Genomic DNA, 23,846 nt, shown 5'->3' on the forward strand with positions numbered 1-23,846 from the left:
TGACGGCCTTGAATTTCCCCCCAGACTCTGAAGGATCACCTGTGAGCCAGTCCCTGATCGCTGCCCTGCAAAACCCGGCCCTCTACCCGCATCCCGTAGAAGGGTTCCAGGTCATCGAGACCCATATTTCCTGGGTGATACTCACCGGTCCCTATGCTTATAAAGTGAAGAAGCCGGTGAATTTCGGCTTCCTCGATTTCACCAGTCTCGAAGCTCGCAAGCATTTCTGCGGCGAAGAGCTGCGCCTGAACCAGCGCCTGACCCATGACTTGTATCTTGAAGTGCTACCGATCACCGGCAGTGCCGAGGCGCCACAACTGGGCGGCGATGGTCCGGTTGTCGATTACGCCCTGAAAATGCGTCAGTTCCCGCAAAGCCAACTGCTCAGCACCCTGCAAGCCAACGGCGAATTGACTACCACGCACATCGACGCGATGGCCGCACAGATCGCTCAATTCCACCTCAGTGCGCCGAAAGTGCCTGCCGAACACGAAGCCGGCACGCCGGACAGCGTCATGGCGCCGGTACGGCAGAACTTCGAACAGATCCTTCCGTTCCTCAGCGACAAGGCCGATCTGTTGCAACTCGAGGCACTGCAAGCCTGGGCCGAAAGCAGCTTCGAGCGCCTCAAGCCACTGTTCGCCCAGCGCAAGGCCGACGGCTTCATTCGTGAATGCCATGGTGACATTCACCTGGGCAACGCTACCGTGATCGACGGCAAAGTGGTGATCTTCGACTGCATCGAGTTCAACGAACCGTTCCGCTTCACCGACGTTTACGCCGACACCGGCTTCCTGGCAATGGACCTGGAAGACCGCGGCCTGAAGAGCCTGGCGCGCCGTTTCATCAGCCAATACCTGGAACTGACCGGCGACTACCAGGGTCTTGAGCTGCTGAACTTCTATAAAGCCTACCGCGCCCTGGTTCGCGCCAAGGTCAGCCTGTTCAGCATGCCGGCCGAGGCCGACCCGGTGCAGCGCGCTACCACTCTGCGTCAGTACCGCAACTACGCCAACCTGGCGGAAAGCTACAGCACCATTCCTTCGCGTTTCCTGGCGATCACCCACGGTGTTTCCGCCGTCGGCAAAAGCCATGTGGCCATGCGCCTGGTGGAAGCATTGGGTGCCATTCGCCTGCGTTCGGATGTCGAGCGCAAGCGCATGTTCGGCGAACAGACCGTACCGAACGACCCGCAGGCCGGCATCTATAGCGCCGACGCCAGCGTCGCCACCTATGCCCGCCTGCATGAGGTTGCCAATGTAATTCTGCGTGCCGGCTTCCCGGTGGTGATCGATGCCACTTATCTCAAGCGCGACCAACGCGACAGCGCGGCAAAAATCGCCGAGGCCACCGGCGCGCCGTTCCTGATCCTCGATTGCGACGCTCCACAAGCGGTGATCGAGAGCTGGTTGAAGCAACGCCAGGCGGACAACAACGATCCGTCCGACGCCAACCTGGCTGTTATCGCCGCCCAGCAAGCCAGCCGCGAGGCACTGACGCCAGCAGAAATCCTCTGCAGCAAGCGCGTCCAGACCAATGAAAGTGGCACCCTCGATACGGTCGTTGCGCAGATTCGCCAGCGCCTGCCTGGTCTGTAAGAAACTATTTCAACCGTGAAGCCCTCACCGGCTTCACGGCTGCCAAATAGTGGCACTATACTGGCGTCATAAAACCATCAGGTGATGTGACATGAGCCAGCCAAAACTTCTCGACACCCCGCTTTATGCCTTGCTGCACAAAGACGACATCACAAGCTTCAACAATGAACGCCCGAAAGATGGACCTATCGACATGGTCGGTGGTGACTTCCGCGGGCTCGATCTGCGTGAACTGAACGCCGACGGCATCGACTTCACCGATGCCTACTTTCGCTCTGCCGACTTGCGCGGCGTCGACTTTCGCAACTCATCCCTGGAAGGCGCGAGCCTGGCCCACGCGCAGATCTCCGGCGCCTACTTCCCGCCGGAGCTGAGTGCCGATGAGATCCTGATGTCGATGAATTTCGGTACACGCCTGCGTTATCGCACCCGCTAAAAGCGACGTCTCACCCAGTCCAGCGCCCCCGCCTTGCGCTGGACGTTGTACTTTTTTTGCTCGAAAACTCAATTTCCCACACGCCCTCGGACTACATGCTCCGCCTTTTCACGCCGCTTCTTGAGTTTTCCTCTTAGAAGCTTTTGCGTCGAAACCGACCAAACAATCACGCTTTTCCTACTGATGGCTACACTGCTGAGAGGCTCGCCCACGCACCATTCGGCTGTCGCAAGGAGGCTTGATGAATGATGAACTGCAACACCTGAAGAATCTTGGCAAGACGTCGGCGCAATGGCTGCATGCCGTGGGCATCCACAGTGCCTCGGACTTGCGTCGGCTGGGAGCTGTGGACGCTTATCGGGCCGTGCGCACTCGCGGTTTTCGGGCGTCCAAGGTGTTGTTGTATGCGATTGAAGGCGCGTTGATGGATGTCCACTGGAACGACATTCCCGCCGAGCGCAAGGAAGCCTTGAACAAACAGCTGGATGCTATTTCGTCTCGCCACAAGAATTGAACGGATAATTTCACTCGAACGCACAGCCTGAAACCCAATGATTACGAGGCTTTCCAGCGAAGGAATGACGTGTTTCACGAATACGAGAAATCAGCGGTTGACTTGGTAATGAGAATCGCTATGATTATCACAACTGGTCGCGAGACTGGTCGATATTCTGAAAAGCCCTTGGTTCGGACTCTCAGATTATCTCCTCATCAGGCTAATCACGGTTATTTGACCCGGCTCTTGCCGGGTCTTTTTTTGCCTGTGGAAAACTCGCGTGATCTTATTGGCCTGACGGCTTGCCGAACTGCTTGCGCATTTGCGCGCAGTAATCCTGCGGTGGCGTGGTGGGCGTATACCAGACGTAATCGGCCATGGCCGACGTGACCTCAGCGCCCTGCTCCGCCAGCATCAATACCGTTGGTGCCTTGGGCTCCCCCAGGTCCAGCACATGGATCGGCACCCCGACATCCTTGCGGGCGTGGAACGCGCCGGTAAACAACAGTGAAGGCATCGGTGCCGCCCGTAATCGCTCGGCTATCCGCCGGTCACGCTGCTGCTGCACGGCCAGCATCGCGGGCATCTGTGATTCAGGCAGCAAGCCGCAGTGGGAATCGCTGATCTGTGCCAGCAACTCGTTCCTGACCGTCGGAGCGTTGGAACGCGCACCGCTCAATGTTGGCGGTTTGGCATAGACAGTACGGACTTCAGGCGTGTCCAGATTGGCCGCCAGTAACGGGTACGGCTGAGTCAGGGCAAAACGAACGATCGGCCCGTAAAGATTCCAGTCCCATCCCGGCTGCCAGGCCAATGCCCCGGACAAATCGGTCGGCAGCGGTGAGGTATGCCGAACGTCATCGACGCGCTGTTGCTGAGCCGGCGTCAACATTTCCAGCAGCAGACTGCCTTGAGGCCGTCGCTCACCCAGTGCCTGCAATAACCACAATTGCAGTTGATGGTGATCACGATTGTCATGCTGCTCGCCGACGATCAACCGCGAAGGTTCCGCCAACCGTGCAAGCAGTTCTTGCGCGGTCAGGGTCTGACCGCTGCGCAAATCCCGGATTTCGCCGCTGACCGGCGGCACCGCTACATGCTGGCAAGCACTCAGTAACAGCGCGGCCAGAAAAACCATCACGCGTGTTTTCATCCCTAAAACACCTCAGCGGGCGATGATCAGCGGATGCCCACGCTCCGGGTGCGTTTGCACCAATACTTCCAGCCCGAACACTGCCTTGAGCGGTTCCGGGCGCAATACCTGTTCCGGCGTGTCCAGCATCACAGGACACCCACCTTCAAGCAGTAACAGGCGATCACAATAACGCGCCGCCAGATTCAAATCATGCAGGATCACCAGCACCGCCGCACCGCGATCGGCGAATTCACGCACCGCTTGCAGAGTAGTGTGCTGATGCAGCGGGTCGAGCATCGACGTCGGCTCATCGAGCAACAACGTCTGCCCCGCCTCGCCCGGCCAAAGCTGCGCCAACACCCGCGCCAAATGCACCCGCTGACGTTCGCCACCGGACAACGCCAGGTAACTGCGACCGCTCAAGTGCCCCGCATCGGCCGCCTGCAACGCGGCGGCGACAATCTCCTCATCCCGGACCCGACCGCTTTGATAAGGCAGACGGCCCATGCCGACCACTTCTTCGACGCGAAAGGCAAAGTCCAGGGTCGACACTTGCGGCAATACTGCCAAACGCCGGGCTCGCTGCGCTCCGTTCCAATGACTCAACTCACGCTCATCGAGCCAGACGCTGCCATGGTCCGCCGGCAATTCTCCGCACAGGGCGCCGAGCAACGTGCTTTTGCCGGCGCCATTAGGCCCCAACACGCCGAGGACTTCGCCCGGTTTAAGCTCGAGGGTGATGTCCGTCAGGACAACTTTTCGACCGCGGCGGATTTGCAGGTTCTGCGCTCGCAACATCAGGCACGCCCTCTGAGCAATAAATACAGAAAGAACGGCGCGCCGATGAGGGCCGTGACAATCCCGATCGGCAACTCAGCCGGCGCCAGCGCCAGCCGCGCCACCAGATCAGCAAACAACAGGAGACTGGCCCCCGCCAACACCGACGCCGGCAACAACACCCGATGATCGGGGCCGACCAGCAGTCGCACCAGATGCGGCACCACCAGGCCGACAAACCCGATCATCCCCGCCGCAGCTACCGCCGCGCCGACACCCAACGCCGTGCAGAACACCAATTCGCGCTTGAGTCCTTCGACGTCGATACCCAGGTGGCCAGCCTCCGACTCCCCCAGCAATAATGCGTTCAAGGCCTTGGCCCGACGCGGCAACCACAGTGCCACACCGGTACTCACCAGCAATAACGGCCAGAGTCGCGCATAACTGGCGCCGTTAAGGCTGCCCAGGTTCCAGAACGTCAGGGTGCGCAGGGTCGCGTCATCCGCCAGATAAGTGAAGAGCCCGACCGCCGAACCAGCCAGGGCAGTCAATGCAATACCGGCCAGCAGCATGGTCGCGACGTTGGTCTGGCCATTGCGTCGCCCCAGTCGATAGACCAGCGCCGTCACCCCCAACCCGCCGAGAAACGCGCACACCGACAACAGATATGGCCCGAAGGATTCAGGCAGTCCACCGAATACCGAGCCGCCGACAATCGCGATAGCCGCGCCCAATGCCGCGCCGCTCGACACCCCTATCAGGCCCGGATCGGCCAGAGGATTGCGAAACAACCCCTGCATTGCCACACCAGACAGCGCCAGAACCCCGCCCACCGCCAAACCGAGCAAGGTTCGCGGCAGGCGGATTTGCCCGAGGATCAGTTCGGCCTGCTCCAACCCGTCGGCGGCAATCGGCAGGCCGACCAAGCGCAGCGCCGCGCGCAAGGTGTCGAACAACGGCAAACTCACCGGCCCCAACGCCAGCGACAACCAGATCGCCAGCAAACACAACAGGCTTAAGCCAATGAACAACGCACGAGGTTTAATCAGAAGGGTCATTGGCCAGTCGTACCGGGATCGAACAGGTGCATAAATAGCCTCCTTTAAAGGTTTCCCGGGCATAGTCATGACAGGCCAAGTATTCTCGGCATCCGGTAATCGCCCTGCGGGCGAGCCGTCATTTGATAATTGCTTGCATTTGAACGTCAAGCTCGGACATACCGGGTCACGAGCCGCAGGACTTGAGGATAGACATGAAGCTTCTTTGCACAGGCGCCGAATTGGCTGACGCCAGCAGTCGCGGTTTCGACGTCAACGGCCAGAAGCTCCTGGCCGTACGCCGGGGCGGTCGGGTGTATGTGTATGAAAATCGCTGCCCGCACCGGGGCGTCGGGCTGGAATGGCAGCCCGACCAGTTTCTCGACCCCAGCAACAGCTTGATCCAGTGCGCGACCCACGGCGCACTGTTTCTGATCGAGGACGGTGAATGCGTCGCCGGCCCCTGCGCCGGACAATCCCTGACCAGCATCCCCTGCCACGAAGATGAGCAAGGAATCTGGGTCACGCTCTAACCGTTCAACAGCACATCCAGTCGCCGATCGACCACCATCTCTTCGTGAGTCAAGCGCACGCCATACGCCAGCACTTCGACTCCACACGCCACTGCCTCACGCAACGCAGCTGCGTAGGCCGAATCGATTTCTTCGGCAGGACGCACCGCGTCGATCCCTGTCAGGTTCACGCAATACAACTGCACTGCCCGAATCCCGTCCCTGGCCAAATGCGCCAGTTCGCGCAAATGCTTGGCCCCACGCTGGGTCACCGCGTCAGGAAATGCCGCCACCGCCGAGCCATCAAAGCCCAGGGTGACGCTTTTGACTTCCACATAAGCCGGCCCGCCCGGGTAATCGAGACGAAAATCGATGCGGCTATTTTCCTGACCATAGGCCACTTCGCGCTTCAGTTCGGTAAAGCCGTTCAACTCGGTGATGACGCCGGCCTGCAACGCCTCCTCGATCAAGCCGTTGGCGCGCCCGGTGTTCACGCAGAACAGCCGCCCCTGTGGGGTTTCGCCAACTTCCCAAGTGCCGGGCAACTTGCGCTTGGCGTCAGTGGAGCGGCTGAACCAGACTTGCCCGCCCTCGACCTGGCAGTTAAGCATCGAGCCAGTGTTCGGGCAGTGAATGGTCAGCAACTCGCCGCCAACGGTTTCGATATCGGCAAGAAAACGCTTGTAACGACGAATCAAGCGCCCCTCTTCAAGGGGAGGATGAAAACGCATCAGCCTTGCCAGCTCTTCAAACCGCGGGCGATCCGCTCGACTGCTTCTTGCAAGCGCGGAAGGCTTTGGGTGTAGGCAAACCGCACATGATGCCCGGCCTGATGACGCCCGAAGTCCAGGCCCGGAGTAATTGCAACATGCTCGGTTTCGAGGAAGTGCCGGCAGAACGCGAAGGCATCGCCGCCGAACTTGCTGATATCGGCGTACAAATAGAACGCGCCTTCCGGCTCTACGGCGATACCGAAACCCAATTCCCGCAGGGCTGGCAGGAGGAAGTCGCGACGTCGACCGAACTCGGCGCGGCGCTCCTCGAAAATGCTGATGGTGGCGGGCTCGAAGCAGGCCAATGCCGCGTGCTGGGCCATGCTCGGTGCGCTGATGTAGAGGTTCTGGGCGAGCTTCTCCAGTTCACCGACCGCTGCTTCAGGTGCGACCAGCCAACCAAGGCGCCAGCCGGTCATGCCGAAATACTTGGAAAAGCTATTGAGGACGAAAGCGCCGTCATCGACTTCCAGCACGCTGGCCGCGTCCGTGCCGTAAGTCAGGCCGTGGTAAATCTCGTCGACCACCAAATGACCGTGGCGGGCCTTGATCGCCGCGGATAGCCCGGCCAGTTCATCACGGGTCAGGATGGTCCCGGTGGGGTTGGCCGGCGATGCGACCAGGGCGCCGACGCTGTCGTGATCCCAGTGACGCGCGACCAGGTCCGGGGTCAGTTGATAACGCACGTCCGGGCCGACCGGCACCAGTTGCGCCGCACCTTCCACCAGGCGCAGGAAGTGCCGGTTGCACGGGTAACCCGGGTCGGCCAGCAGCCAGTGCTTGCCTGGGTCCACCAGCAAGGCACTGGCCAACAGCAATGCGCCTGAACCGCCAGGCGTGATCAGGATGCGTTGCGGATCGATGTTCAGCCCATAACGCTGCTGATAAAAACCCGAAATGGCCTCACGCAGCTCAGGAATGCCGCGAGCGGCGGTGTAACGGGTCTTCCCCGCCGTCAGCGCGGCCTGGCCGGCCTGGATGATCGGTTCGGCGGTGGTGAAGTCCGGCTCGCCGATTTCCAGGTGAATCACGTCGTGGCCAGCCGCTTGCAGCTCGTTGGCCCGCGCCAGCAGGGCCATAACGTGGAACGGTTCGATAGCGCGACTGCGCGCACTGTAGGACAGAGCCATTAGCCTTCCTTACAACGGGGAAAAGAATTGATTCTACCCAAGCGCAGGAACGAGCGAGAGCCTAAAGCGGTCAGAGCCATATAATGCTGGTCTCAATCGATTCAAGCGTATGTCTCAGGTTTGGCTAAAATCAATAATTGATCAGGTCTCCCTAGCCACCAGACGAAGCTTTGCAATCTTTTGCAAGCACCACGGGCCGCGGGCTCGACATCCGGGAGTAGCGCGGTCCGATTTGATCTGGTAAGTTCGCCCGCTTGCAGCCGCAGGGCCGGCAGGTGTCGGTGATGGAGCAATCCTGCGCAATGGATTACAAGAGTAGAGGCGGTCCATTTCATGCCCACCCAAGCAAAGCAGCAAAATCAGTCGATCAGCGGCTTCGAACCCTACAAAGAAGTGAAGGGCGAAGAGTACATGGGTAAACCCATGCGTGCTCACTTCACCAAGATCCTGAACAAGTGGAAACAGGACTTGATGCAGGAAGTCGACCGTACCGTTGATCACATGAAAGACGAAGCGGCCAACTTCCCTGACCCGGCAGACCGTGCCAGCCAGGAAGAGGAATTCAGCCTCGAATTGCGCGCCCGCGACCGTGAGCGCAAGCTGATCAAGAAAATCGACAAGACCCTGCAACTGATCGAAGACGAAGAATACGGTTGGTGCGAGTCCTGCGGCGTCGAAATCGGCGTCAAGCGACTGGAAGCCCGTCCTACCGCCGACATGTGCGTTGACTGCAAGACCCTGGCGGAAATCAAGGAAAAGCAAGTCGGCAAGTAATCTCGACTTGAACGAAAGACGGAGCGTGCGAACGCTCCGTTTTTGTTTCTGATATTTGCTGATATTTGTTGCGACTTCGAAATCGCCTTCGTCGGATCGCCGCCCGGAACAATCTTCGCTCCTACAAAGGCTGGCGCAATCTCCTGTAGGAGCTGAGCTTGCTCGTGAAGGCGGCTTCAAGCCGTGCTCAATACGATTGGACAGCCTGACATCGCCCTTATGACCGCCATCGCCTCTTCCGCCTACATCGGGCGCTTCGCCCCCACGCCCAGCGGGCATCTGCACTTCGGTTCGCTGGTTGCAGCGCTGGCCTCGTACCTCGACGCCCGTTCGGTCGGCGGGCGCTGGCTGGTGCGAATGGAGGATCTCGATCCGCCACGCGAGGAGCCCGGTGCTCAGGCGGCGATTCTCAAGGCGCTGGAAAGCTATGGTTTCGAATGGGATGGCGAGATGGTCCGACAGAGTGACCGCCACGCGGCCTACGCCGAAGTCCTCAATCGCCTGTTCAGCCAGGGCCTGGCCTACGCATGCACCTGCTCGCGCAAGCAACTGGAGCCGTATCACGGCATCTATCCCGGGTTCTGCCGCAACGCGGGGCACGGCACCGAGAATGCTGCGATCCGCGTGCGTGTACCGGAGCTCGAATACCACTTCATCGACCGGGTACAGGGCGAATTCCGTCAACATCTGGGCCGTGAGGTCGGCGACTTCGTGATTCGTCGCCGTGACGGGCTCTACGCCTATCAATTGGCGGTGGTGCTGGACGATGCCTGGCAAGGCATCACTGATATCGTGCGCGGCGCCGACCTGCTGGACTCCACGCCACGCCAGCTCTATCTGCAAGAACTGCTCGGCCTGCCGCAACCGCGCTACTTGCACATCCCGCTGATTACCCAGCCGGACGGCCACAAACTCGGCAAATCCTATCGCTCACCGCCGCTGACCGAAGATCAGGCTACGCCGCTGTTGCTGCGCGCATTGCGGGCGCTGGGGCACACTCCCGTTATCGAACTCAATGACGCCACGCCACAGGAAGTGCTGAATTGGGGCATTGTCCACTGGGATGCGTCGCTGATCCCGCGCACACTGACGTTGCCTGAAGCGCAACTGCAGTGATGCCACTTGCAGTGGCGCACCCATCCGTTACCATCGCCGCACGTTTTCGGGCACGCGCATAAAAGAGAGAGGCCGGGATGTACATCTATCGCTTGGTCCTGCTCCTGGTAGTGGGGATTTATCTGTTCTCCCCGGCCATCATGGATTGGTGGATCGACGCCACTGGCGCCTGGTATCGCCCTTATTTGCTCTGGCTGATTCTGATCGTCGTGACCTTCATCCTGCAGAGCCAAAAAGATGCCGATGAGCTTTAGCCTGACCCAGATGATCCTGATCAGCGCCGCGTACCTGGCGGTGCTGTTCGGCGTAGCCTGGATCAGTGAACGGGGCATGATCCCCCGGGCGATCATTCGCCATCCGCTGACCTACACCCTGTCGCTGGGCGTTTATGCCAGTGCCTGGGCGTTTTACGGCACGGTGGGCCTGGCGTATCAGTACGGCTACGGTTTTCTGTCCAGCTACCTCGGGGTTTCCGGGGCGTTTCTGCTGGCGCCGGTGCTTTTGTACCCGATCCTGAAAATCACCCGCACTTACCAACTCTCATCGCTGGCCGACCTGTTCGCGTTCCGTTTCCGCAGCACCTGGGCCGGTGCGCTGACGACGATTTTCATGCTGGTCGGCGTGCTGCCGTTGCTGGCGTTGCAGATTCAGGCGGTGGCCGACTCCATCGGCATCCTCACCCGCGAGCCGGTGCAGCATCGCGTGGCCCTGAGTTTCTGCGCGCTGATTACGCTGTTCACGATTTTCTTCGGCTCGCGCCACATCGCCACCCGCGAGAAACATGAAGGCCTGGTGTTCGCAATCGCCTTCGAGTCGGTGATCAAGCTGATTGCGATTGGTGGTGTCGGCCTGTATGCGCTGTACGGCGTGTTCGACGGCCCGCAACAGCTGGAACTGTGGCTGCTGCAAAACCAGACCGCCCTCGCTGCCCTGCATACGCCTCTGCAGGAAGGCCCATGGCGCACGCTGCTGCTGGTGTTCTTCGCCTCGGCGATCGTCATGCCGCACATGTACCACATGACCTTTACCGAAAACCTCAACCCGCGTTCGCTGGTCAGCGCGAGCTGGGGCTTGCCGCTGTTCCTGCTGCTGATGAGCCTGGCAGTGCCGTTGATTCTCTGGGCCGGGTTGAAACTCGGTGCCACCACCAATCCGGAATATTTCACCCTGGGCATCGGCATCGCCGCCAACAGCAAAGCCCTGGCGCTGCTGGCGTATGTCGGTGGATTGTCGGCAGCCAGCGGGCTGATCATCGTTACTACGCTGGCGCTGTCCGGGATGGCACTGAACCACTTGGTGCTGCCGCTCTATCAGCCACCGGCCGAGGGCAATATCTACCGCTGGCTGAAATGGACCCGCCGGGCACTGATCGTCGCGATCATCATGGCCGGCTACGGTTTCTACCTGATGCTGGGCGCGGAACAGGACCTGGCCAACCTCGGCATCGTCGCCTTCGTCGCCACGTTGCAGTTCCTGCCGGGCGTGTTGTCGGTGCTGTACTGGCCGACCGCCAACCGTCGAGGCTTCATCGCCGGCCTCCTGGCGGGGATTCTGGTGTGGCTGGTGACCATGCTGTTGCCGCTGGTCGGCAATCTGCAAGGCTTCTACATTCCGTTGCTGAACATGATTTACGTGCTGGACGACACCAGCTGGCACATGGCGGCAATTGCCTCGCTGGCCGCCAACGTGCTGATGTTCACCCTGATCTCACTGTTCACCAACGCCAGCCCCGAAGAGGCCAGCGCCGCCGAAGCCTGCGCGGTGGACAACGTTCGCCGCCCGCAACGCCGCGAACTGCATGCCGCCTCGCCTCAGGAATTCGCCACGCAACTGGCCAAACCGCTGGGCGCCAAGGCGGCGCAGAAAGAAGTCGAACAAGCGCTGCGTGACCTTTATCTGCCGTTCGACGAACGCCGGCCTTACGCCTTGCGTCGTTTGCGTGACCGTATCGAAGCCAACCTCTCCGGTCTGATGGGCCCGAGCGTGGCGCAGGACATGGTCGAAACCTTCCTGCCCTATAAGGCCGGCGGCGAAAACTACGTCACCGAAGACATCCACTTCATCGAAAGTCGCCTCGAGGATTACCACTCGCGCCTCACCGGCCTTGCCGCCGAACTCGATGCCCTGCGTCGCTACCACCGCCAAACCCTGCAGGAATTGCCGATGGGCGTGTGCTCGCTGGCCAAGGATCAGGAAATCCTCATGTGGAACAAAGCCATGGAGGAGCTGACCGGGATTGCCGCGCAGCGTGTGGTCGGTTCGCGCCTGAGCACCATTGCCGACCCGTGGAAAGAGCTGCTGCAAGGCTTCATCAATCTGCCGGACGAACACTTGCACAAGCAGCACCTGGCCCTCGATGGCCAGACCCGCTGGCTGAACCTGCACAAAGCGGCGATCGACGAACCGCTGGCACCGGGTAACAGCGGCCTGGTGCTGCTGGTGGAAGACCTGACCGAAACCCAGATGCTCGAAGACAAACTGGTGCACTCCGAGCGCCTGGCCAGCATTGGCCGACTGGCGGCCGGCGTGGCCCATGAAATCGGCAACCCGATCACCGGCATTGCCTGTCTCGCGCAGAACCTGCGCGAAGAACGTGAAGAAGACGCCGAACTCACGGAAATCAGCGGGCAGATCCTCGAGCAGACCAAACGCGTGTCACGCATCGTTCAGTCGCTGATGAGCTTCGCCCACGCGGGCGCTCATCAGCACAGCGACGAGCCCGTTTGTCTGGCGGAAGTGGCCCAGGATGCCATCGGCCTGCTGGCCTTGAACCGGCGCAATTTCGAAGTACAGTTCTACAACCTGTGCGACCCCGATCACTGGGTCGAAGGCGACCCGCAGCGGCTCGCCCAGGTATTGATCAATCTGCTCTCAAACGCCCGTGACGCCTCGCCTCCGGGCAGTGCAGTGCGCGTCAAGAGCGAAGCCGGCGAACACACGGTCGATCTGATCGTCGAAGACGAAGGCAGCGGTATTCCCTCGAGCATCATGGACCGACTGTTCGAACCCTTCTTCACCACCAAGGATCCTGGCGAAGGCACCGGTCTGGGCCTTGCACTGGTCTATTCCATCGTTGAAGAGCATTATGGACAAATCACCATCGACAGCCCGGCTGATGTTCAAAGCCAACGCGGCACCCGTATCCGGGTGACCTTACCGCGTCATGTCGAAGCGACGTCCGCTGTGAACTGAGACCGTCGAGAGTATCGAATCAATGCCGCACATTTTGATCGTCGAAGACGAAACAATTATCCGCTCCGCCTTGCGCCGTCTGCTGGAACGTAACCAGTACCAGGTCAGCGAAGCCGGATCCGTGCAGGAAGCACAAGAGCGTTTCAGCATTCCCACGTTTGACCTGATCGTCAGTGACCTGCGCCTGCCGGGCGCGCCGGGTACCGAGTTGATCAAACTCGGCCTGGGCACTCCGGTGCTGATCATGACCAGTTACGCCAGCCTGCGTTCGGCCGTCGACTCCATGAAAATGGGCGCGGTGGACTACATCGCCAAGCCTTTCGATCACGACGAGATGCTCCAGGCCGTCGCGCGAATCCTGCGTGACCGGCAATCGGCGCAAGCCAGCGGTGAGCCGGTTGTCGGCAAAGCGTCCAATGGCGCCGCAGCAAAAAGTGGTGTCGACAACAGCAACGGCGAAATCGGCATCATCGGTTCTTGCCCGCCGATGCAGGACCTGTACAGCAAAATCCGTAAAGTCGCGCCGACCGATTCCAATGTCCTGATCCAGGGCGAATCCGGTACCGGTAAAGAACTGGTAGCACGTGCCCTGCACAACCTGTCCAAACGCGCCAAGGCGCCGATGATTTCGGTGAACTGCGCAGCCATCCCGGAAAGCCTGATCGAGTCCGAACTATTCGGCCACGAGAAAGGCGCGTTTACCGGCGCCAGCGCCGGGCGTGCCGGGTTGGTGGAAGCGGCTGACGGCGGCACCTTGTTCCTCGATGAAATCGGTGAACTGCCACTGGAAGCCCAGGCCCGCCTGTTACGCGTATTGCAGGAAGGTGAAATCCGCCGGGTTGGCTCGGTCCAGTCGCAGAAGGTCGATGTACGCCTGATCGCCGCGACCCACCGGGATCTCAAGAGCCTGGCGAAGATCGGCCAGTTCCGTGAAGACTTGTATTACCGCCTCCACGTGATCGCCCTGAAACTGCCGGCCCTGCGCGAGCGCGGTGCGGACGTCAATGAAATTGCCAATGCCTTCCTGGCGCGGCAGAGCGCGCGGGTCAACCGCACCGATCTGAAATTCGCCCTGGATGCCGAGCAAGCAATTCGGCATTACTCCTGGCCGGGTAACGTTCGCGAACTGGAAAACGCGGTCGAGCGCGCGGTGATTCTGTGCGAGAGCCCGGAGATTTCCGCCGAGCTGCTGGGCATCGACATCGAACTCAGCGATCTGGAAGACGACGATTTCATCGGCCTCGCGCCCCAGCAGGGCAACAGCGCCGGTAACACCAGCCACGAACCGACCGAAGATCTGTCCCTGGAAGACTACTTCCAGCACTTCGTGCTTGAGCATCAGGATCACATGACCGAAACCGAACTGGCCCGCAAGCTCGGGGTCAGTCGCAAATGCTTGTGGGAACGCCGTCAGCGCCTGGGCATCCCGCGGCGCAAAACCGGGGTGGCCAGCGAGAGCTGAACCGCGCCTGTCAGATGCGCGGGTAACACGTGACATTGTGGAAAAACTGTTACCTCAGCTTTTTCACGTAACAGAAGCCGGGGCTTACGGTAACGAAGCCCCGTTTTTTTTTGGCCTCGAAAAACACCATTAGCCCGCCTAACCCCTTGTTTTACTGGGCCTCACAAAAGTTGGCACGCACCCTGCTATATGTTCAGTACAAGAACAATAACAAGTAATGCACAAGACAATAAAAATAAGACGAATCGACTCACGCACAATAAAAACAAGACGGCGAGAGGCGTAGCTAACTGATTCTTTTGGAGAGGCGTTGCATTTGGGGCTTGCCCCGCAACCAGGCCGAGAATAATAAAAAACTGTCCCTAGGCAGTGCCTGAACTGGTTGGATCACACGATCATAGCAACACAGCGACCAAAGCAATCCGTTTGCTCTTGGCTCCCGATTGGGAGGGTCATGAAGGAAAACTTCATGGCGAGGGCGCTCAACAAAAACAAGAAGCCCGAAACCAATAATAAAAATAGAGCACGCAACTACTTCTGGGGGAGCTTCGGCTCCCCTTGTGGTTTCTGGCGTTTGGCATTCTCTGCCTTGTAGCAGCTGCCGAGCAGTGCGAGGCTGCGTTCGACTGCGCAGCAGTCGCTAATACGGGCAACCGGTTCCTACTGACACACCGCAATTTCTGGTTTTACGACGGCTTCGCCGCCGAACGCAGGCTCGGCAGCTGCTACAAAACCGCCCCTCAAGACATCTCCCTTCAAGCGCTTGCGCAGCTTCCTACACCATCCCCCGACTAAATGCTAGAATCCCGGCCCATCATGCGGTCATTCTTCGTTATGGCCGAACATTCCTTCAAACAGTGCATCCCATGCTGAAGAAGCTGTTCCAGTCATTCCGTTCTCCCCTGCGTCGTACGCAACACATCCGCAGCACGCCTGAAGTGCTCAATAGCGGCCAACATTCGCTGCAAAAGGCGCAATTCAGCCGTTACGCGGTCAACATCGTCGAACGCTTGCAGAACGCCGGTTACCAGGCTTACCTGGTCGGCGGCTGTGTGCGTGACATGCTGCTCGGCATCACGCCGAAAGATTTCGACGTCGCCACCAGTGCCACCCCTGAACAGGTACGGGCCGAATTCCGCAACGCGCGGATCATCGGTCGTCGCTTCAAACTGGTGCATATCCACTTTGGCCGCGAAATCATCGAAGTCGCGACCTTCCGCGCCAATCACCCGCAAAACGACGAGGACGAAGACAGCAACCAGTCTTCCCGCAACGAAAGCGGGCGCATCCTGCGCGATAACGTCTACGGCACCCTGGAAGAAGACGCGCAACGCCGCGACTTCACCATCAACGCCCTGTATTACGATCCGGTCAGCGAGCGCATTCTCGACTACGCCAATGGCGTACACGACATCCGCAATCACTTGATCCGCCTGATCGGCGATCCGAAGCAGCGCTACCAGGAAGACCCGGTGCGGATGCTGCGGGCCGTGCGTTTCGCCGCCAAGCTGAATTTCGGTATCGAGAAGCACAGCGCCCTGCCGATCCGCGATCTGGCACCGATGCTGCGCGAGATTCCATCAGCCCGTCTGTTCGAAGAAGTGCTCAAGCTGTTCCTCTCCGGCCACGCCGCGGACACCTTCGAGATGCTGGTCGACCTGCAGTTGTTCGATCCGCTGTTCCCGGCCAGTGCCGAGGCGCTGGAATACAACCCGACGTACACCCACACGCTGATCAGTGAAGCACTGATCAACACGGACTTGCGGATCAAGCAGAACAAACCGGTCACCCCGGCGTTCCTGTTCGCCGCCCTGCTCTGGCCTGCCCTGCCGGCCCGCGTGCTGCGCTTGCAAGAACGTGGCATGCCGCCGATTCCGGCGATGCAGGAAGCAGCGCACGAGTTGATTGCCGAACAGTGCCAGCGTATTGCGATTCCGAAACGCTTCACCATGCCGATCCGCGAGATCTGGGACATGCAGGAGCGTCTGCCGCGTCGCAGCGGCAAGCGGGCCGACCTGTTGCTGGACAACCCGCGGTTCCGTGCCGGCTACGACTTCCTGCTGCTGCGCGAAAGCGCTGGCGAACAGACTGATGGCCTGGGCGAATGGTGGACCGACTATCAGGACGCCAACGACAGCGAACGTCGGGACATGATCCGCGAACTCAGCGGCAAGGACGACGGCAGCGGTGCTCCGCGCAAACGTCGCCGCAGTGGCGGCGCCAAACGCAAACGCGCTGCCGGCGCTTCGAGCACGACAGGCGAATAAGCCATGGAACGCATCTACATCGGCATGGGCAGCAATCTGGCTGACCCTGCCGAACAGTTGCGCAGCGCTGTCGAGGCCTTGGCACGCTTGCCGCAGACCGAACTGGTCGGTGTTTCCGGGTTTTATCAAAGCGACTCGCTGCTGCCCGGCCAACCGCGTTATACCAACGCGGTCGCCGCTCTCGACAGCCGCCTCGCGCCGCTGGAGCTGCTCGATGCCCTGCAAGCCATCGAGAACGGACAAGGCCGCCAGCGCCTTGAACGCTGGGGCCCGCGCACGCTGGATCTGGACATCGTGTTGTTCGGCGATCGACTGATCGACGAACCGCGCCTCAAAGTCCCTCACTATCACCTGCAGGAACGAGCCTTTGTGCTCTATCCGTTGGCCGAACTGGCACCGGCGGATTTGCGCCTGGCTGACGGCCGCACCCTCGCAGAATTACTCGCCGCCTGCCCGTTCGTCGGCCTGGAACGCCTCCCGGCAGCCTGAGTTGCCGCTTTTGACGATACAAGCCCATCGCAAATCTGCTGAATCGCATCAGTAACGTCGGTAACACCCCCCACGTAACAATGCGGTAACACATGCAATTGACTTCCCGGGTTCTCCTCACGACTATAGGCGTCCCGCTGCCGCCAACGCGGCGCTAAAGGGCGCAGTCCAGGCCTTACAAGCACCACGAAAGAGGGTGCGCCTGTATAAATGACGAATCACGCGCGTTACTCGCAGTAGTTTTCATAGCGCCTGTAATGAGGATTTTTTTCATGCCAGCCATCACCCTGACCACGCTCCAGAGCCTCAAGCAGACAGGTGAAAAGATCACCATGCTGACCTGCTATGACGCGACCTTCGCCCACGCCTGCAATGAGGCCGGGGTTGAAGTGCTGCTGGTGGGCGACTCCCTCGGCATGGTCTTGCAAGGTCACGACAGCACCCTGCCGGTGACCACTGCTGAAATGGCCTACCACGTGGCAGCCGTCAAACGCGGCAACACCGATGCCCTGATCCTCGCCGACCTGCCCTTCATGGCCTACGCCACCATTGAACAAACCATGACCAACAGCGCGCTGTTGATGCAGGCCGGTGCGCACATGGTCAAGGTTGAAGGGGCATTGTGGCTCGCGGACTCGATCCGTCTGCTGGCCGAACGCGGCATCCCGGTGTGCGCGCACATGGGGCTGACACCGCAATCGGTCAACATCCTCGGCGGCTATAAAGTCCAGGGCCGCAACGAGAACCAGGCGCGGCAGATGCGTGCCGACGCAATTTCCCTGGAACAGGCCGGCGCGGCCATGCTGCTGCTCGAATGCGTGCCGAGCGAATTGGCCGAAGAAATCAGCCAGGCGGTGAAGATCCCGGTGATTGGCATCGGCGCCGGCAGTGGCACCGACGGTCAGGTACTGGTTCTGCACGACATGCTGGGCTTGTCCATGACCGGCCGCGTGCCAAAGTTCGTGAAGAACTTCATGACCGACCAAACCAGCATTCAAGCAGCCTTGAGCGCTTACGTCACTGAAGTCAAAGCGGCGACTTTCCCTGGCATCGAACACGGATTCTCTGCATGAACACCGTAAAAACCGTACGCGAACTGCGGGCCGCGGTGGCCCGCGCCCGTAGCGAAGGCAAGCGCATCGGCTTTGTGCCGACCATGGGCAACCTGCACAGCGGGCATATCGCGCTGATTACCAAAGCCACCCAACGGGTGGATTTCGTGGTCGCGAGCATTTTCGTCAACCCGCTGCAATTCGGCGCCGGCGAAGACCTCGACAAATACCCGCGGACCCTGGCCGCCGATCAGGAGAAACTGCTCCAGGCCGGTTGCCATCTGCTGTTTGCCCCAACCGTCGAAGAAATGTACCCCGACGGCATGGCCGGCCAGACCCGCGTCAGCGTTCCACAACTGTCTGAAGGCCTGTGCGGCGCCAGCCGTCCGGGGCATTTCGAAGGGGTGGCGACGGTAGTCAGCAAGCTGTTCAACATGGTCCAGCCGGACCTGGCGATCTTTGGCCAGAAAGACTTCCAGCAACTGGCGGTGATTCGCGCCCTGGTGCACGACCTGAACATGCCGATCCAGATCATCGGCGAACCGACCGTACGGGCCGCCGACGGTCTGGCGTTATCGTCACGCAATGGTTTCCTCAGCGAAGAACAGCGGGCCATCGCACCAGAGGTCTATCGCACCCTGACCCGGATCATCGACGCGATCAAACAGGGCGAGCGCGATTACCCGACGCTGATCAACGAGCAGATCAAGCAACTGGAAGCCGCTGGCCTGCGTCCGGATTACCTGGAAATTCGCCATGCGCTGACCTTGCGTCCGGCGACAGCGCAAGATCGGGATCTGGTGATTCTGGTGGCGGCGTTCCTCGGCACGACGCGGTTGATCGACAACCTGCATCTGAACCTCGACGCTACGTCTTAACGGCAAAATCAAAAGATCGCAGCCTGCGGCAGCCCCTACACGGTCTCGCGGAGACCTTTAGGAGACGCCGCAGGCTCGGGCCGTGTTCGGACGATCTTTTGCGTTGTATTGCCGCCCACAAAGCCTTCGGGCAAACTGCCCCCCGTTCGATTCCGACCCGGGGAAACACTCATGCACGCCATCATGCTCAAGGCCAAGCTGCATCGCGCCGAAGTCACCCATGCTGTACTCGATTACGAAGGCTCTTGCGCCATCGACGGCGAATGGCTGGACCTGTCCGGCATCCGTGAGTACGAACAGATCCAGATCTACAACATCGACAACGGCGAACGCTTCACCACCTACGCGATTCGTGGCGAAGAAGGTTCGCGCATGATCTCGGTCAACGGTGCCGCGGCCCACAAGGCCAAGGTCGGCGACCGCGTGATCATCTGCGCTTACGCCCACTACAGCGAAGCCGAACTGCTCAACTTCAAGCCGCGCATGCTCTACATGGCGCCGGGCAACGAACTGAGCCACACCAGCAATGCCATTCCGGTTCAGGTCGCCTGACCGGACCGCCCCCCCTGCCAGCTTTCCGTTTGTCGGACCGCTCCTGGTTAAATGTTAAAAAAGTACCGGGAGCAGGTCAGACAAAGTCAAGACAGATTGCAGCGCGAGGTTTACTGTATTCGCCCTGCGCCAGAAATCGTGTCGACGCAGTTGACCGGACGCCCACCCACAGCGCTCCGGGATTTTTAGTGTTCAAAAGGCCGTTCAAGTAAAAGGAAAACCGCAGCGATGGCGTATTACCGCACTCCTCACGACGTTACCGCTCTGCCCGCTTGGCAAGCGCTGAATGACCACCGCCAAGCCATGCAGGATTTCAGCATGCGCGAAGCCTTTAATGCCGATCCGCAGCGTTTTAATCAATTCACCCTCAGCAGCTGCGGCCTGTTTCTCGACTACTCGAAGAACCTGATCAACGCCGAGACCCGCAATCTGCTGGTGGGCCTGGCCAACGAAGTCGACCTCAAGGGCGCGATCAAAGCGCTGTTCTCGGGCGAAATCGTCAACGCTTCCGAAGGACGCCCGGCCCTGCACACCGCACTGCGCCGTCCGGTGGGCGACAAGCTGTCGGTCAACGGCGTCAACGTGATGCCCGACGTGCACAAAGTGCTGAACCAGATCACCGATCTCGTGGGCCGTATCCACGACGGTCTGTGGCGCGGTTACACCGAGAAGCCGATCACCGACGTTGTGAACATTGGCATCGGTGGCTCGTTCCTCGGCCCCGAGCTGGTGTCCGAAGCGCTGCTGTCCTACGCCCAAAAAGGCGTGCGTTGCCATTACCTGGCGAACATCGACGGCAGTGAATTCCACGAACTGACCATGAAGCTGCGCGCCGAGACCACGCTGTTCATCGTCTCGTCGAAATCCTTCAACACCCTCGAAACCCTGAAAAACGCCCAGGCCGCCCGCGCCTGGTACCTGGCTCAGGGCGGTTCGGAAGCCGAGCTGTACCGTCACTTCATCGCCGTCTCCAGCAACAACGCGGCGGCCGTGGCATTCGGTATTCGTGAAGAGAACATCTTCCCGATGTGGGACTGGGTCGGCGGCCGTTACTCGCTGTGGTCGGCCATCGGTTTGCCAATTGCCCTGGCCATCGGCATGTCGAACTTCAAGGAACTGCTGTCCGGTGCATACACCATGGACCAGCATTTCCAGAGCGCGCCATTCGAACAGAACATGCCGGTATTGCTGGCATTGCTCGGCATCTGGTATGGCAACTTCTGGGGTGCGCAGAGCCACGCGATCCTGCCGTACGACCACTACCTGCGCAACATCACCAAGCACTTGCAACAGCTGGACATGGAATCCAACGGCAAGAGCGTGCGCCAGGACGGCACGCCAGTGTCCACCGATACCGGCCCGGTAATCTGGGGCGGCGTTGGCTGCAACGGTCAGCATGCTTACCACCAGTTGCTGCACCAGGGCACCCAACTGATCCCGGCCGACTTCATCGTGCCGATCGTCAGTTTCAACCCGGTGTCCGACCACCACCAGTGGCTGTACGCCAACTGCCTGTCGCAAAGCCAGGCATTGATGCTCGGCAAGACCCGCACCGAGGCTGAAGCCGAGCTGCGTGACAAGGGTATGGCCGAGGATGAAGTGCAAAAACTGGCCGCACACAAGGTGATCCCGGGCAACCGTCCGAGCAACACCCTGGTGCTCGAACGCATCAGCCCGCGTCGTCTTGGCGCACTGGTAGCGCTGTACGAACACAAAGTCTTCGTGCAAAGCGTGGTCTGGGGCATCAATGCCTTCGACCAGTGGGGCGTGGAGTTGGGTAAAGAGCTGGGCAAAGGCGTCTACAACCGCCTGGTCGGCAGCGAAGAAACCCCGGCCGACGATGCTTCCACCCAAGGCCTGATCAACTACTTCCGCGGTCGTCACCGCGGGTGATAGGCTGAAGGGGCGGTTTACCCGCCCCTTCAACTTGCAGCACCGACAGTTCCACGGCACCGGGTTTACTGCAAAATCGGTGGCGTGCGCTATCACTGTAGGAGCGGCCGAAGGCTGCGATCTTTTGATCCTGGTTGTAAAAGACAAGATCAAAAGATCGCAGCCTTCGGCAGCTCCTACGAGGGTCGCGCAGCTCCCCTCTTGTCGCAAAACAAGAATAAGGAACCGTCATGTTCGATATCAGCACGTTCCCCAAAGCCGATGCCGTCCGCCGGGCTGCACAGTTGAGTCAGGACGACTACAAGCGCCTGTACCGTGAATCCATTGAACACCCCAGCACCTTCTGGGCCGAACAGGCCACACGGTTCCTCGACTGGAGCACGCCGTGGCAGACCGTTCAGCGGTACGACCTGAAAACCGGTGAAGCGAGCTGGTTCGCCGGCGGAAAGTTAAACGTCAGTTACAACTGCATCGACCGTCATCTGGAACAGCGTGGCGATCAGATTGCAATCATCTGGGAAGGCGATGACCCCGCCGAATCCATCCAGATCACCTACAAAAAACTCCATCACAACGTCTGTCGACTGGCCAATGTGCTCAAAAGCCGTGGCGTAAAGAAAGGCGACCGCGTGTGCATCTACATGCCGATGATCCCCGAAGCCGCCTACGCCATGCTCGCCTGTGCGCGGATCGGCGCGATTCATTCGGTGGTGTTCGGCGGATTCTCCCCGGACTCACTGCGTGACCGGATCCTCGACGCCGACTGCCGCACCGTAATCACCGCCGATGAAGGCGTGCGCGGCGGTAAATTCGTACCGCTCAAACAGAACGTCGACAAGGCCCTGCAAAGTTGTCCGCACGTCAGCAGTGTGATCGTGGTCGAGCACACCCAAAACCAGGTGAATTGGGTTGAAGACCGCGACCTCTGGTATCACCAGGCCCTGCGCGATGTCGGTGACGATTGCCCGCCAGAGCCGATGGACGCCGAAGACCCGCTGTTTATCCTCTACACCTCCGGCAGCACCGGCAAACCCAAAGGCGTGCTGCACACCACCGGCGGCTACCTGCTGCAAGCGGCGATGACCTTCAAATACGTGCTCGACTATCGCGACGGTGAAGTCTTCTGGTGCACCGCCGATGTCGGCTGGGTCACCGGCCACAGCTACATTGTCTACGGGCCGTTGGCCAACGGCGCGACCACGCTGATCTTCGAAGGCGTACCGAGCTACCCCAGCACCTCGCGCTTCTGGCAGGTGATCGACAAGCACCACGTCAACATCTTCTACACCGCCCCGACCGCCCTGCGCGCGTTGATGCGTGAAGGTCCCGGGCCGTTGAAGGAAACATCCCGCGAGAGCCTGCGCTTACTCGGTACTGTCGGTGAGCCGATTAACCCGGAAGCCTGGGAGTGGTACTTCAATACAGTCGGCGAGCAACGCTGCCCGATTGTCGATACCTGGTGGCAGACCGAAACCGGCGGCATCATGCTCAGCCCGCTGGTCAGCACCCAACGAGTCAAACCCGGTTGCGCCACCCAACCGATGTTCGGTGTGCAACCGGTGTTGCTCGATGAGCACGGCAAGGAAATCAAAGGCGCCGGCAGCGGCGTGCTGGCCATCAAGTCCAGCTGGCCGGCGCAGATCCGCAGCGTCTACGGCGATCCGAAACGGATGGTCGAAACCTACTTCAAGCCCTACCCCGGCTACTACTTCACCGGCGATGGCGCACGCCGCGACGAGGACGGCGATTACTGGATCACCGGGCGCATCGACGACGTGATCAACGTCTCCGGGCACCGCATCGGCACCGCCGAAGTGGAGAGCGCGCTGGTGCTGCACGACAGCATTGCCGAGGCCGCCGTGGTCGGTTACCCCCATGACATCAAAGGCCAGGGCATCTACGCCTTCGTCACACCCATGAACGGCGTCGACCCCAACGACGATCTGAAGAAAGAACTGCTGGCCCATGTCAGCCAGGAAATCGGCAGCTTCGCCAAACCGGACTTGATCCAGTGGGCCCCGGCCCTGCCGAAAACCCGTTCGGGCAAGATCATGCGACGGATCCTGCGCAAGATCGCCTGCAACGAACTGGACAGCCTCGGCGACACCTCGACCCTCGCCGACCCGAGCGTGGTGCAAGGGCTGATTGATCAACGCCTGAACCAATAATGTTGCGCGCGGCCACCGGCCGCGCTGTGAGGCTTATTGTGGCGAGGGGGCTTGCCCCCGTTGGGCAGCGAAGCGGCCCAAAAACTTGGCGCTCCCTCGAATTTTTGCC

At 60.2% G+C, this 23,846-nt stretch carries 21 protein-coding genes; 16 read left to right on the forward strand and 5 right to left on the reverse strand.

Going from position 1 to position 23,846, the window contains the following annotated elements; all coding sequences use genetic code 11:
- The first annotated feature begins 41 nt into the window (after positions 1 to 41).
- The 3 genes from PGR6_RS24235 to PGR6_RS24245 all read left to right on the forward strand — a co-directional run bounded on the left by PGR6_RS24235 (position 42) and on the right by PGR6_RS24245 (position 2,548).
- Entirely contained in the window at positions 42 to 1,598 is a 1,557-nt protein-coding gene (locus PGR6_RS24235; RefSeq protein WP_064620349.1) for a bifunctional aminoglycoside phosphotransferase/ATP-binding protein, read from the forward strand.
- Between the two features lie 91 nt (positions 1,599 to 1,689).
- Positions 1,690 to 2,034, forward strand: a complete 345-nt coding sequence (locus PGR6_RS24240; protein WP_018930211.1) for a pentapeptide repeat-containing protein — start codon at positions 1,690 to 1,692, stop codon at positions 2,032 to 2,034.
- 241 nt (positions 2,035 to 2,275) lie between these two features.
- A complete protein-coding gene (locus PGR6_RS24245; protein ID WP_009050884.1) occupies positions 2,276 to 2,548 on the forward strand; it encodes a TfoX/Sxy family protein in 273 nt (90 codons plus the stop codon).
- Between the two features lie 268 nt (positions 2,549 to 2,816).
- Here the strand turns inward: PGR6_RS24245 and PGR6_RS24250 are convergent, their stop codons facing one another.
- The 3 genes from PGR6_RS24250 to PGR6_RS24260 are packed head-to-tail and all read right to left on the reverse strand — an operon-like array spanning position 2,817 to position 5,446.
- Positions 2,817 to 3,683 (reverse strand): ChaN family lipoprotein, encoded by an 867-nt coding sequence (locus tag PGR6_RS24250; protein WP_064620352.1) that lies wholly within the window; start codon positions 3,681 to 3,683, stop codon positions 2,817 to 2,819.
- A 12-nt stretch (positions 3,684 to 3,695) separates the two neighbouring features.
- Positions 3,696 to 4,463, reverse strand: coding sequence for a heme ABC transporter ATP-binding protein (locus PGR6_RS24255; protein WP_064620355.1), 768 nt, complete (start codon positions 4,461 to 4,463; stop codon positions 3,696 to 3,698).
- Positions 4,463 to 5,446 (reverse strand): FecCD family ABC transporter permease, encoded by a 984-nt coding sequence (locus PGR6_RS24260; protein ID WP_167331204.1) that lies wholly within the window; start codon positions 5,444 to 5,446, stop codon positions 4,463 to 4,465. The genes PGR6_RS24255 and PGR6_RS24260 overlap by 1 nt, the downstream gene beginning before the upstream one ends.
- Positions 5,447 to 5,694: 248 nt before the next feature.
- Here PGR6_RS24260 and PGR6_RS24265 point away from each other — a divergent pair, with 248 nt between their 5' ends.
- On the forward strand, positions 5,695 to 6,012 hold the full coding sequence (locus PGR6_RS24265) for a Rieske (2Fe-2S) protein (RefSeq protein WP_064620359.1): 318 nt from the start codon (positions 5,695 to 5,697) through the stop codon (positions 6,010 to 6,012).
- Here the strand turns inward: PGR6_RS24265 and sfsA are convergent.
- Together sfsA and PGR6_RS24275 are read right to left on the reverse strand one after the other, a co-directional pair.
- Positions 6,009 to 6,722: a DNA/RNA nuclease SfsA gene (sfsA, locus tag PGR6_RS24270; protein WP_064620362.1), complete on the reverse strand. Its 714-nt coding sequence runs from the start codon at positions 6,720 to 6,722 to the stop codon at positions 6,009 to 6,011. The genes PGR6_RS24265 and sfsA overlap by 4 nt on opposite strands.
- Positions 6,722 to 7,894 carry a pyridoxal phosphate-dependent aminotransferase gene (locus PGR6_RS24275; protein ID WP_064620364.1) on the reverse strand — a complete coding sequence of 391 codons (1,173 nt, stop codon included), beginning with the start codon at positions 7,892 to 7,894 and terminating at the stop codon, positions 6,722 to 6,724. The genes sfsA and PGR6_RS24275 overlap by 1 nt, the downstream gene beginning before the upstream one ends.
- Positions 7,895 to 8,227: 333 nt before the next feature.
- Here PGR6_RS24275 and dksA point away from each other — a divergent pair, with 333 nt between their 5' ends.
- The 12 genes from dksA to acs all read left to right on the forward strand — a co-directional run bounded on the left by dksA (position 8,228) and on the right by acs (position 23,737).
- Positions 8,228 to 8,668: an RNA polymerase-binding protein DksA gene (dksA, locus tag PGR6_RS24280; protein ID WP_007902025.1), complete on the forward strand. Its 441-nt coding sequence runs from the start codon at positions 8,228 to 8,230 to the stop codon at positions 8,666 to 8,668.
- Positions 8,669 to 8,887: 219 nt separating this feature from the next.
- Positions 8,888 to 9,784 (forward strand): tRNA glutamyl-Q(34) synthetase GluQRS, encoded by an 897-nt coding sequence (gene gluQRS, locus PGR6_RS24285; protein WP_064620367.1) that lies wholly within the window; start codon positions 8,888 to 8,890, stop codon positions 9,782 to 9,784.
- Between the two features lie 77 nt (positions 9,785 to 9,861).
- Positions 9,862 to 10,038: a hypothetical protein gene (locus PGR6_RS30055; protein ID WP_003176118.1), complete on the forward strand. Its 177-nt coding sequence runs from the start codon at positions 9,862 to 9,864 to the stop codon at positions 10,036 to 10,038.
- Positions 10,022 to 12,976, forward strand: coding sequence for a sensor histidine kinase (locus PGR6_RS24290; protein WP_026286733.1), 2,955 nt, complete (start codon positions 10,022 to 10,024; stop codon positions 12,974 to 12,976). The genes PGR6_RS30055 and PGR6_RS24290 overlap by 17 nt, the downstream gene beginning before the upstream one ends.
- A 22-nt stretch (positions 12,977 to 12,998) precedes the next feature.
- Positions 12,999 to 14,438 (forward strand): sigma-54-dependent transcriptional regulator, encoded by a 1,440-nt coding sequence (locus tag PGR6_RS24295; RefSeq protein ID WP_018930202.1) that lies wholly within the window; start codon positions 12,999 to 13,001, stop codon positions 14,436 to 14,438.
- 866 nt (positions 14,439 to 15,304) lie between these two features.
- Complete coding sequence (locus PGR6_RS24305) at positions 15,305 to 16,705, forward strand: polynucleotide adenylyltransferase PcnB (protein ID WP_018930200.1); 1,401 nt, start codon at positions 15,305 to 15,307, stop codon at positions 16,703 to 16,705.
- 3 nt (positions 16,706 to 16,708) lie between these two features.
- Positions 16,709 to 17,194 carry a 2-amino-4-hydroxy-6-hydroxymethyldihydropteridine diphosphokinase gene (folK, locus tag PGR6_RS24310; RefSeq protein WP_019650997.1) on the forward strand — a complete coding sequence of 162 codons (486 nt, stop codon included), beginning with the start codon at positions 16,709 to 16,711 and terminating at the stop codon, positions 17,192 to 17,194.
- 272 nt (positions 17,195 to 17,466) lie between these two features.
- Complete coding sequence (panB, locus tag PGR6_RS24315) at positions 17,467 to 18,267, forward strand: 3-methyl-2-oxobutanoate hydroxymethyltransferase (RefSeq protein ID WP_018930198.1); 801 nt, start codon at positions 17,467 to 17,469, stop codon at positions 18,265 to 18,267.
- On the forward strand, positions 18,264 to 19,124 hold the full coding sequence (gene panC / locus PGR6_RS24320) for a pantoate--beta-alanine ligase (RefSeq protein WP_064620370.1): 861 nt from the start codon (positions 18,264 to 18,266) through the stop codon (positions 19,122 to 19,124). Before panB ends, panC begins: the two co-directional genes overlap by 4 nt.
- Before the next feature lie 171 nt (positions 19,125 to 19,295).
- Positions 19,296 to 19,676 carry an aspartate 1-decarboxylase gene (gene panD / locus PGR6_RS24325; RefSeq protein WP_008153310.1) on the forward strand — a complete coding sequence of 127 codons (381 nt, stop codon included), beginning with the start codon at positions 19,296 to 19,298 and terminating at the stop codon, positions 19,674 to 19,676.
- A 228-nt stretch (positions 19,677 to 19,904) separates the two neighbouring features.
- The gene (pgi, locus tag PGR6_RS24330) at positions 19,905 to 21,569 is read left to right on the forward strand and encodes a glucose-6-phosphate isomerase (RefSeq protein WP_064620373.1); all 1,665 of its coding nucleotides are present in this window, start codon (positions 19,905 to 19,907) and stop codon (positions 21,567 to 21,569) included.
- A gap of 230 nt (positions 21,570 to 21,799) precedes the next feature.
- The gene (gene acs, locus PGR6_RS24335; protein WP_064620377.1) at positions 21,800 to 23,737 is read left to right on the forward strand and encodes an acetate--CoA ligase; all 1,938 of its coding nucleotides are present in this window, start codon (positions 21,800 to 21,802) and stop codon (positions 23,735 to 23,737) included.
- Positions 23,738 to 23,846 lie beyond the last annotated feature (109 nt).

Source organism: Pseudomonas sp. GR 6-02 (assembly GCF_001655615.1).
Classification (GTDB): Bacteria; Pseudomonadota; Gammaproteobacteria; order Pseudomonadales; family Pseudomonadaceae; genus Aquipseudomonas.

Coding starts and splice junctions, on each gene's coding strand:
- PGR6_RS24240 (WP_018930211.1), top strand. CDS start 1,690: ATGAGCCAGCCAAAACTTCTCGACACCCCGCTTTATGCCTTGCTGCAC.
- PGR6_RS24245 (WP_009050884.1), top strand. CDS start 2,276: ATGAATGATGAACTGCAACACCTGAAGAATCTTGGCAAGACGTCGGCG.
- PGR6_RS24250 (WP_064620352.1), bottom strand. CDS start 3,683: ATGAAAACACGCGTGATGGTTTTTCTGGCCGCGCTGTTACTGAGTGCT.
- PGR6_RS24255 (WP_064620355.1), bottom strand. CDS start 4,463: ATGTTGCGAGCGCAGAACCTGCAAATCCGCCGCGGTCGAAAAGTTGTC.
- PGR6_RS24265 (WP_064620359.1), top strand. CDS start 5,695: ATGAAGCTTCTTTGCACAGGCGCCGAATTGGCTGACGCCAGCAGTCGC.
- sfsA (WP_064620362.1), bottom strand. CDS start 6,722: ATGCGTTTTCATCCTCCCCTTGAAGAGGGGCGCTTGATTCGTCGTTAC.
- PGR6_RS24275 (WP_064620364.1), bottom strand. CDS start 7,894: ATGGCTCTGTCCTACAGTGCGCGCAGTCGCGCTATCGAACCGTTCCAC.
- dksA (WP_007902025.1), top strand. CDS start 8,228: ATGCCCACCCAAGCAAAGCAGCAAAATCAGTCGATCAGCGGCTTCGAA.
- gluQRS (WP_064620367.1), top strand. CDS start 8,888: ATGACCGCCATCGCCTCTTCCGCCTACATCGGGCGCTTCGCCCCCACG.
- PGR6_RS30055 (WP_003176118.1), top strand. CDS start 9,862: ATGTACATCTATCGCTTGGTCCTGCTCCTGGTAGTGGGGATTTATCTG.
- PGR6_RS24290 (WP_026286733.1), top strand. CDS start 10,022: ATGCCGATGAGCTTTAGCCTGACCCAGATGATCCTGATCAGCGCCGCG.
- PGR6_RS24295 (WP_018930202.1), top strand. CDS start 12,999: ATGCCGCACATTTTGATCGTCGAAGACGAAACAATTATCCGCTCCGCC.
- PGR6_RS24305 (WP_018930200.1), top strand. CDS start 15,305: ATGCTGAAGAAGCTGTTCCAGTCATTCCGTTCTCCCCTGCGTCGTACG.
- folK (WP_019650997.1), top strand. CDS start 16,709: ATGGAACGCATCTACATCGGCATGGGCAGCAATCTGGCTGACCCTGCC.
- panB (WP_018930198.1), top strand. CDS start 17,467: ATGCCAGCCATCACCCTGACCACGCTCCAGAGCCTCAAGCAGACAGGT.
- panC (WP_064620370.1), top strand. CDS start 18,264: ATGAACACCGTAAAAACCGTACGCGAACTGCGGGCCGCGGTGGCCCGC.
- panD (WP_008153310.1), top strand. CDS start 19,296: ATGCACGCCATCATGCTCAAGGCCAAGCTGCATCGCGCCGAAGTCACC.
- pgi (WP_064620373.1), top strand. CDS start 19,905: ATGGCGTATTACCGCACTCCTCACGACGTTACCGCTCTGCCCGCTTGG.
- acs (WP_064620377.1), top strand. CDS start 21,800: ATGTTCGATATCAGCACGTTCCCCAAAGCCGATGCCGTCCGCCGGGCT.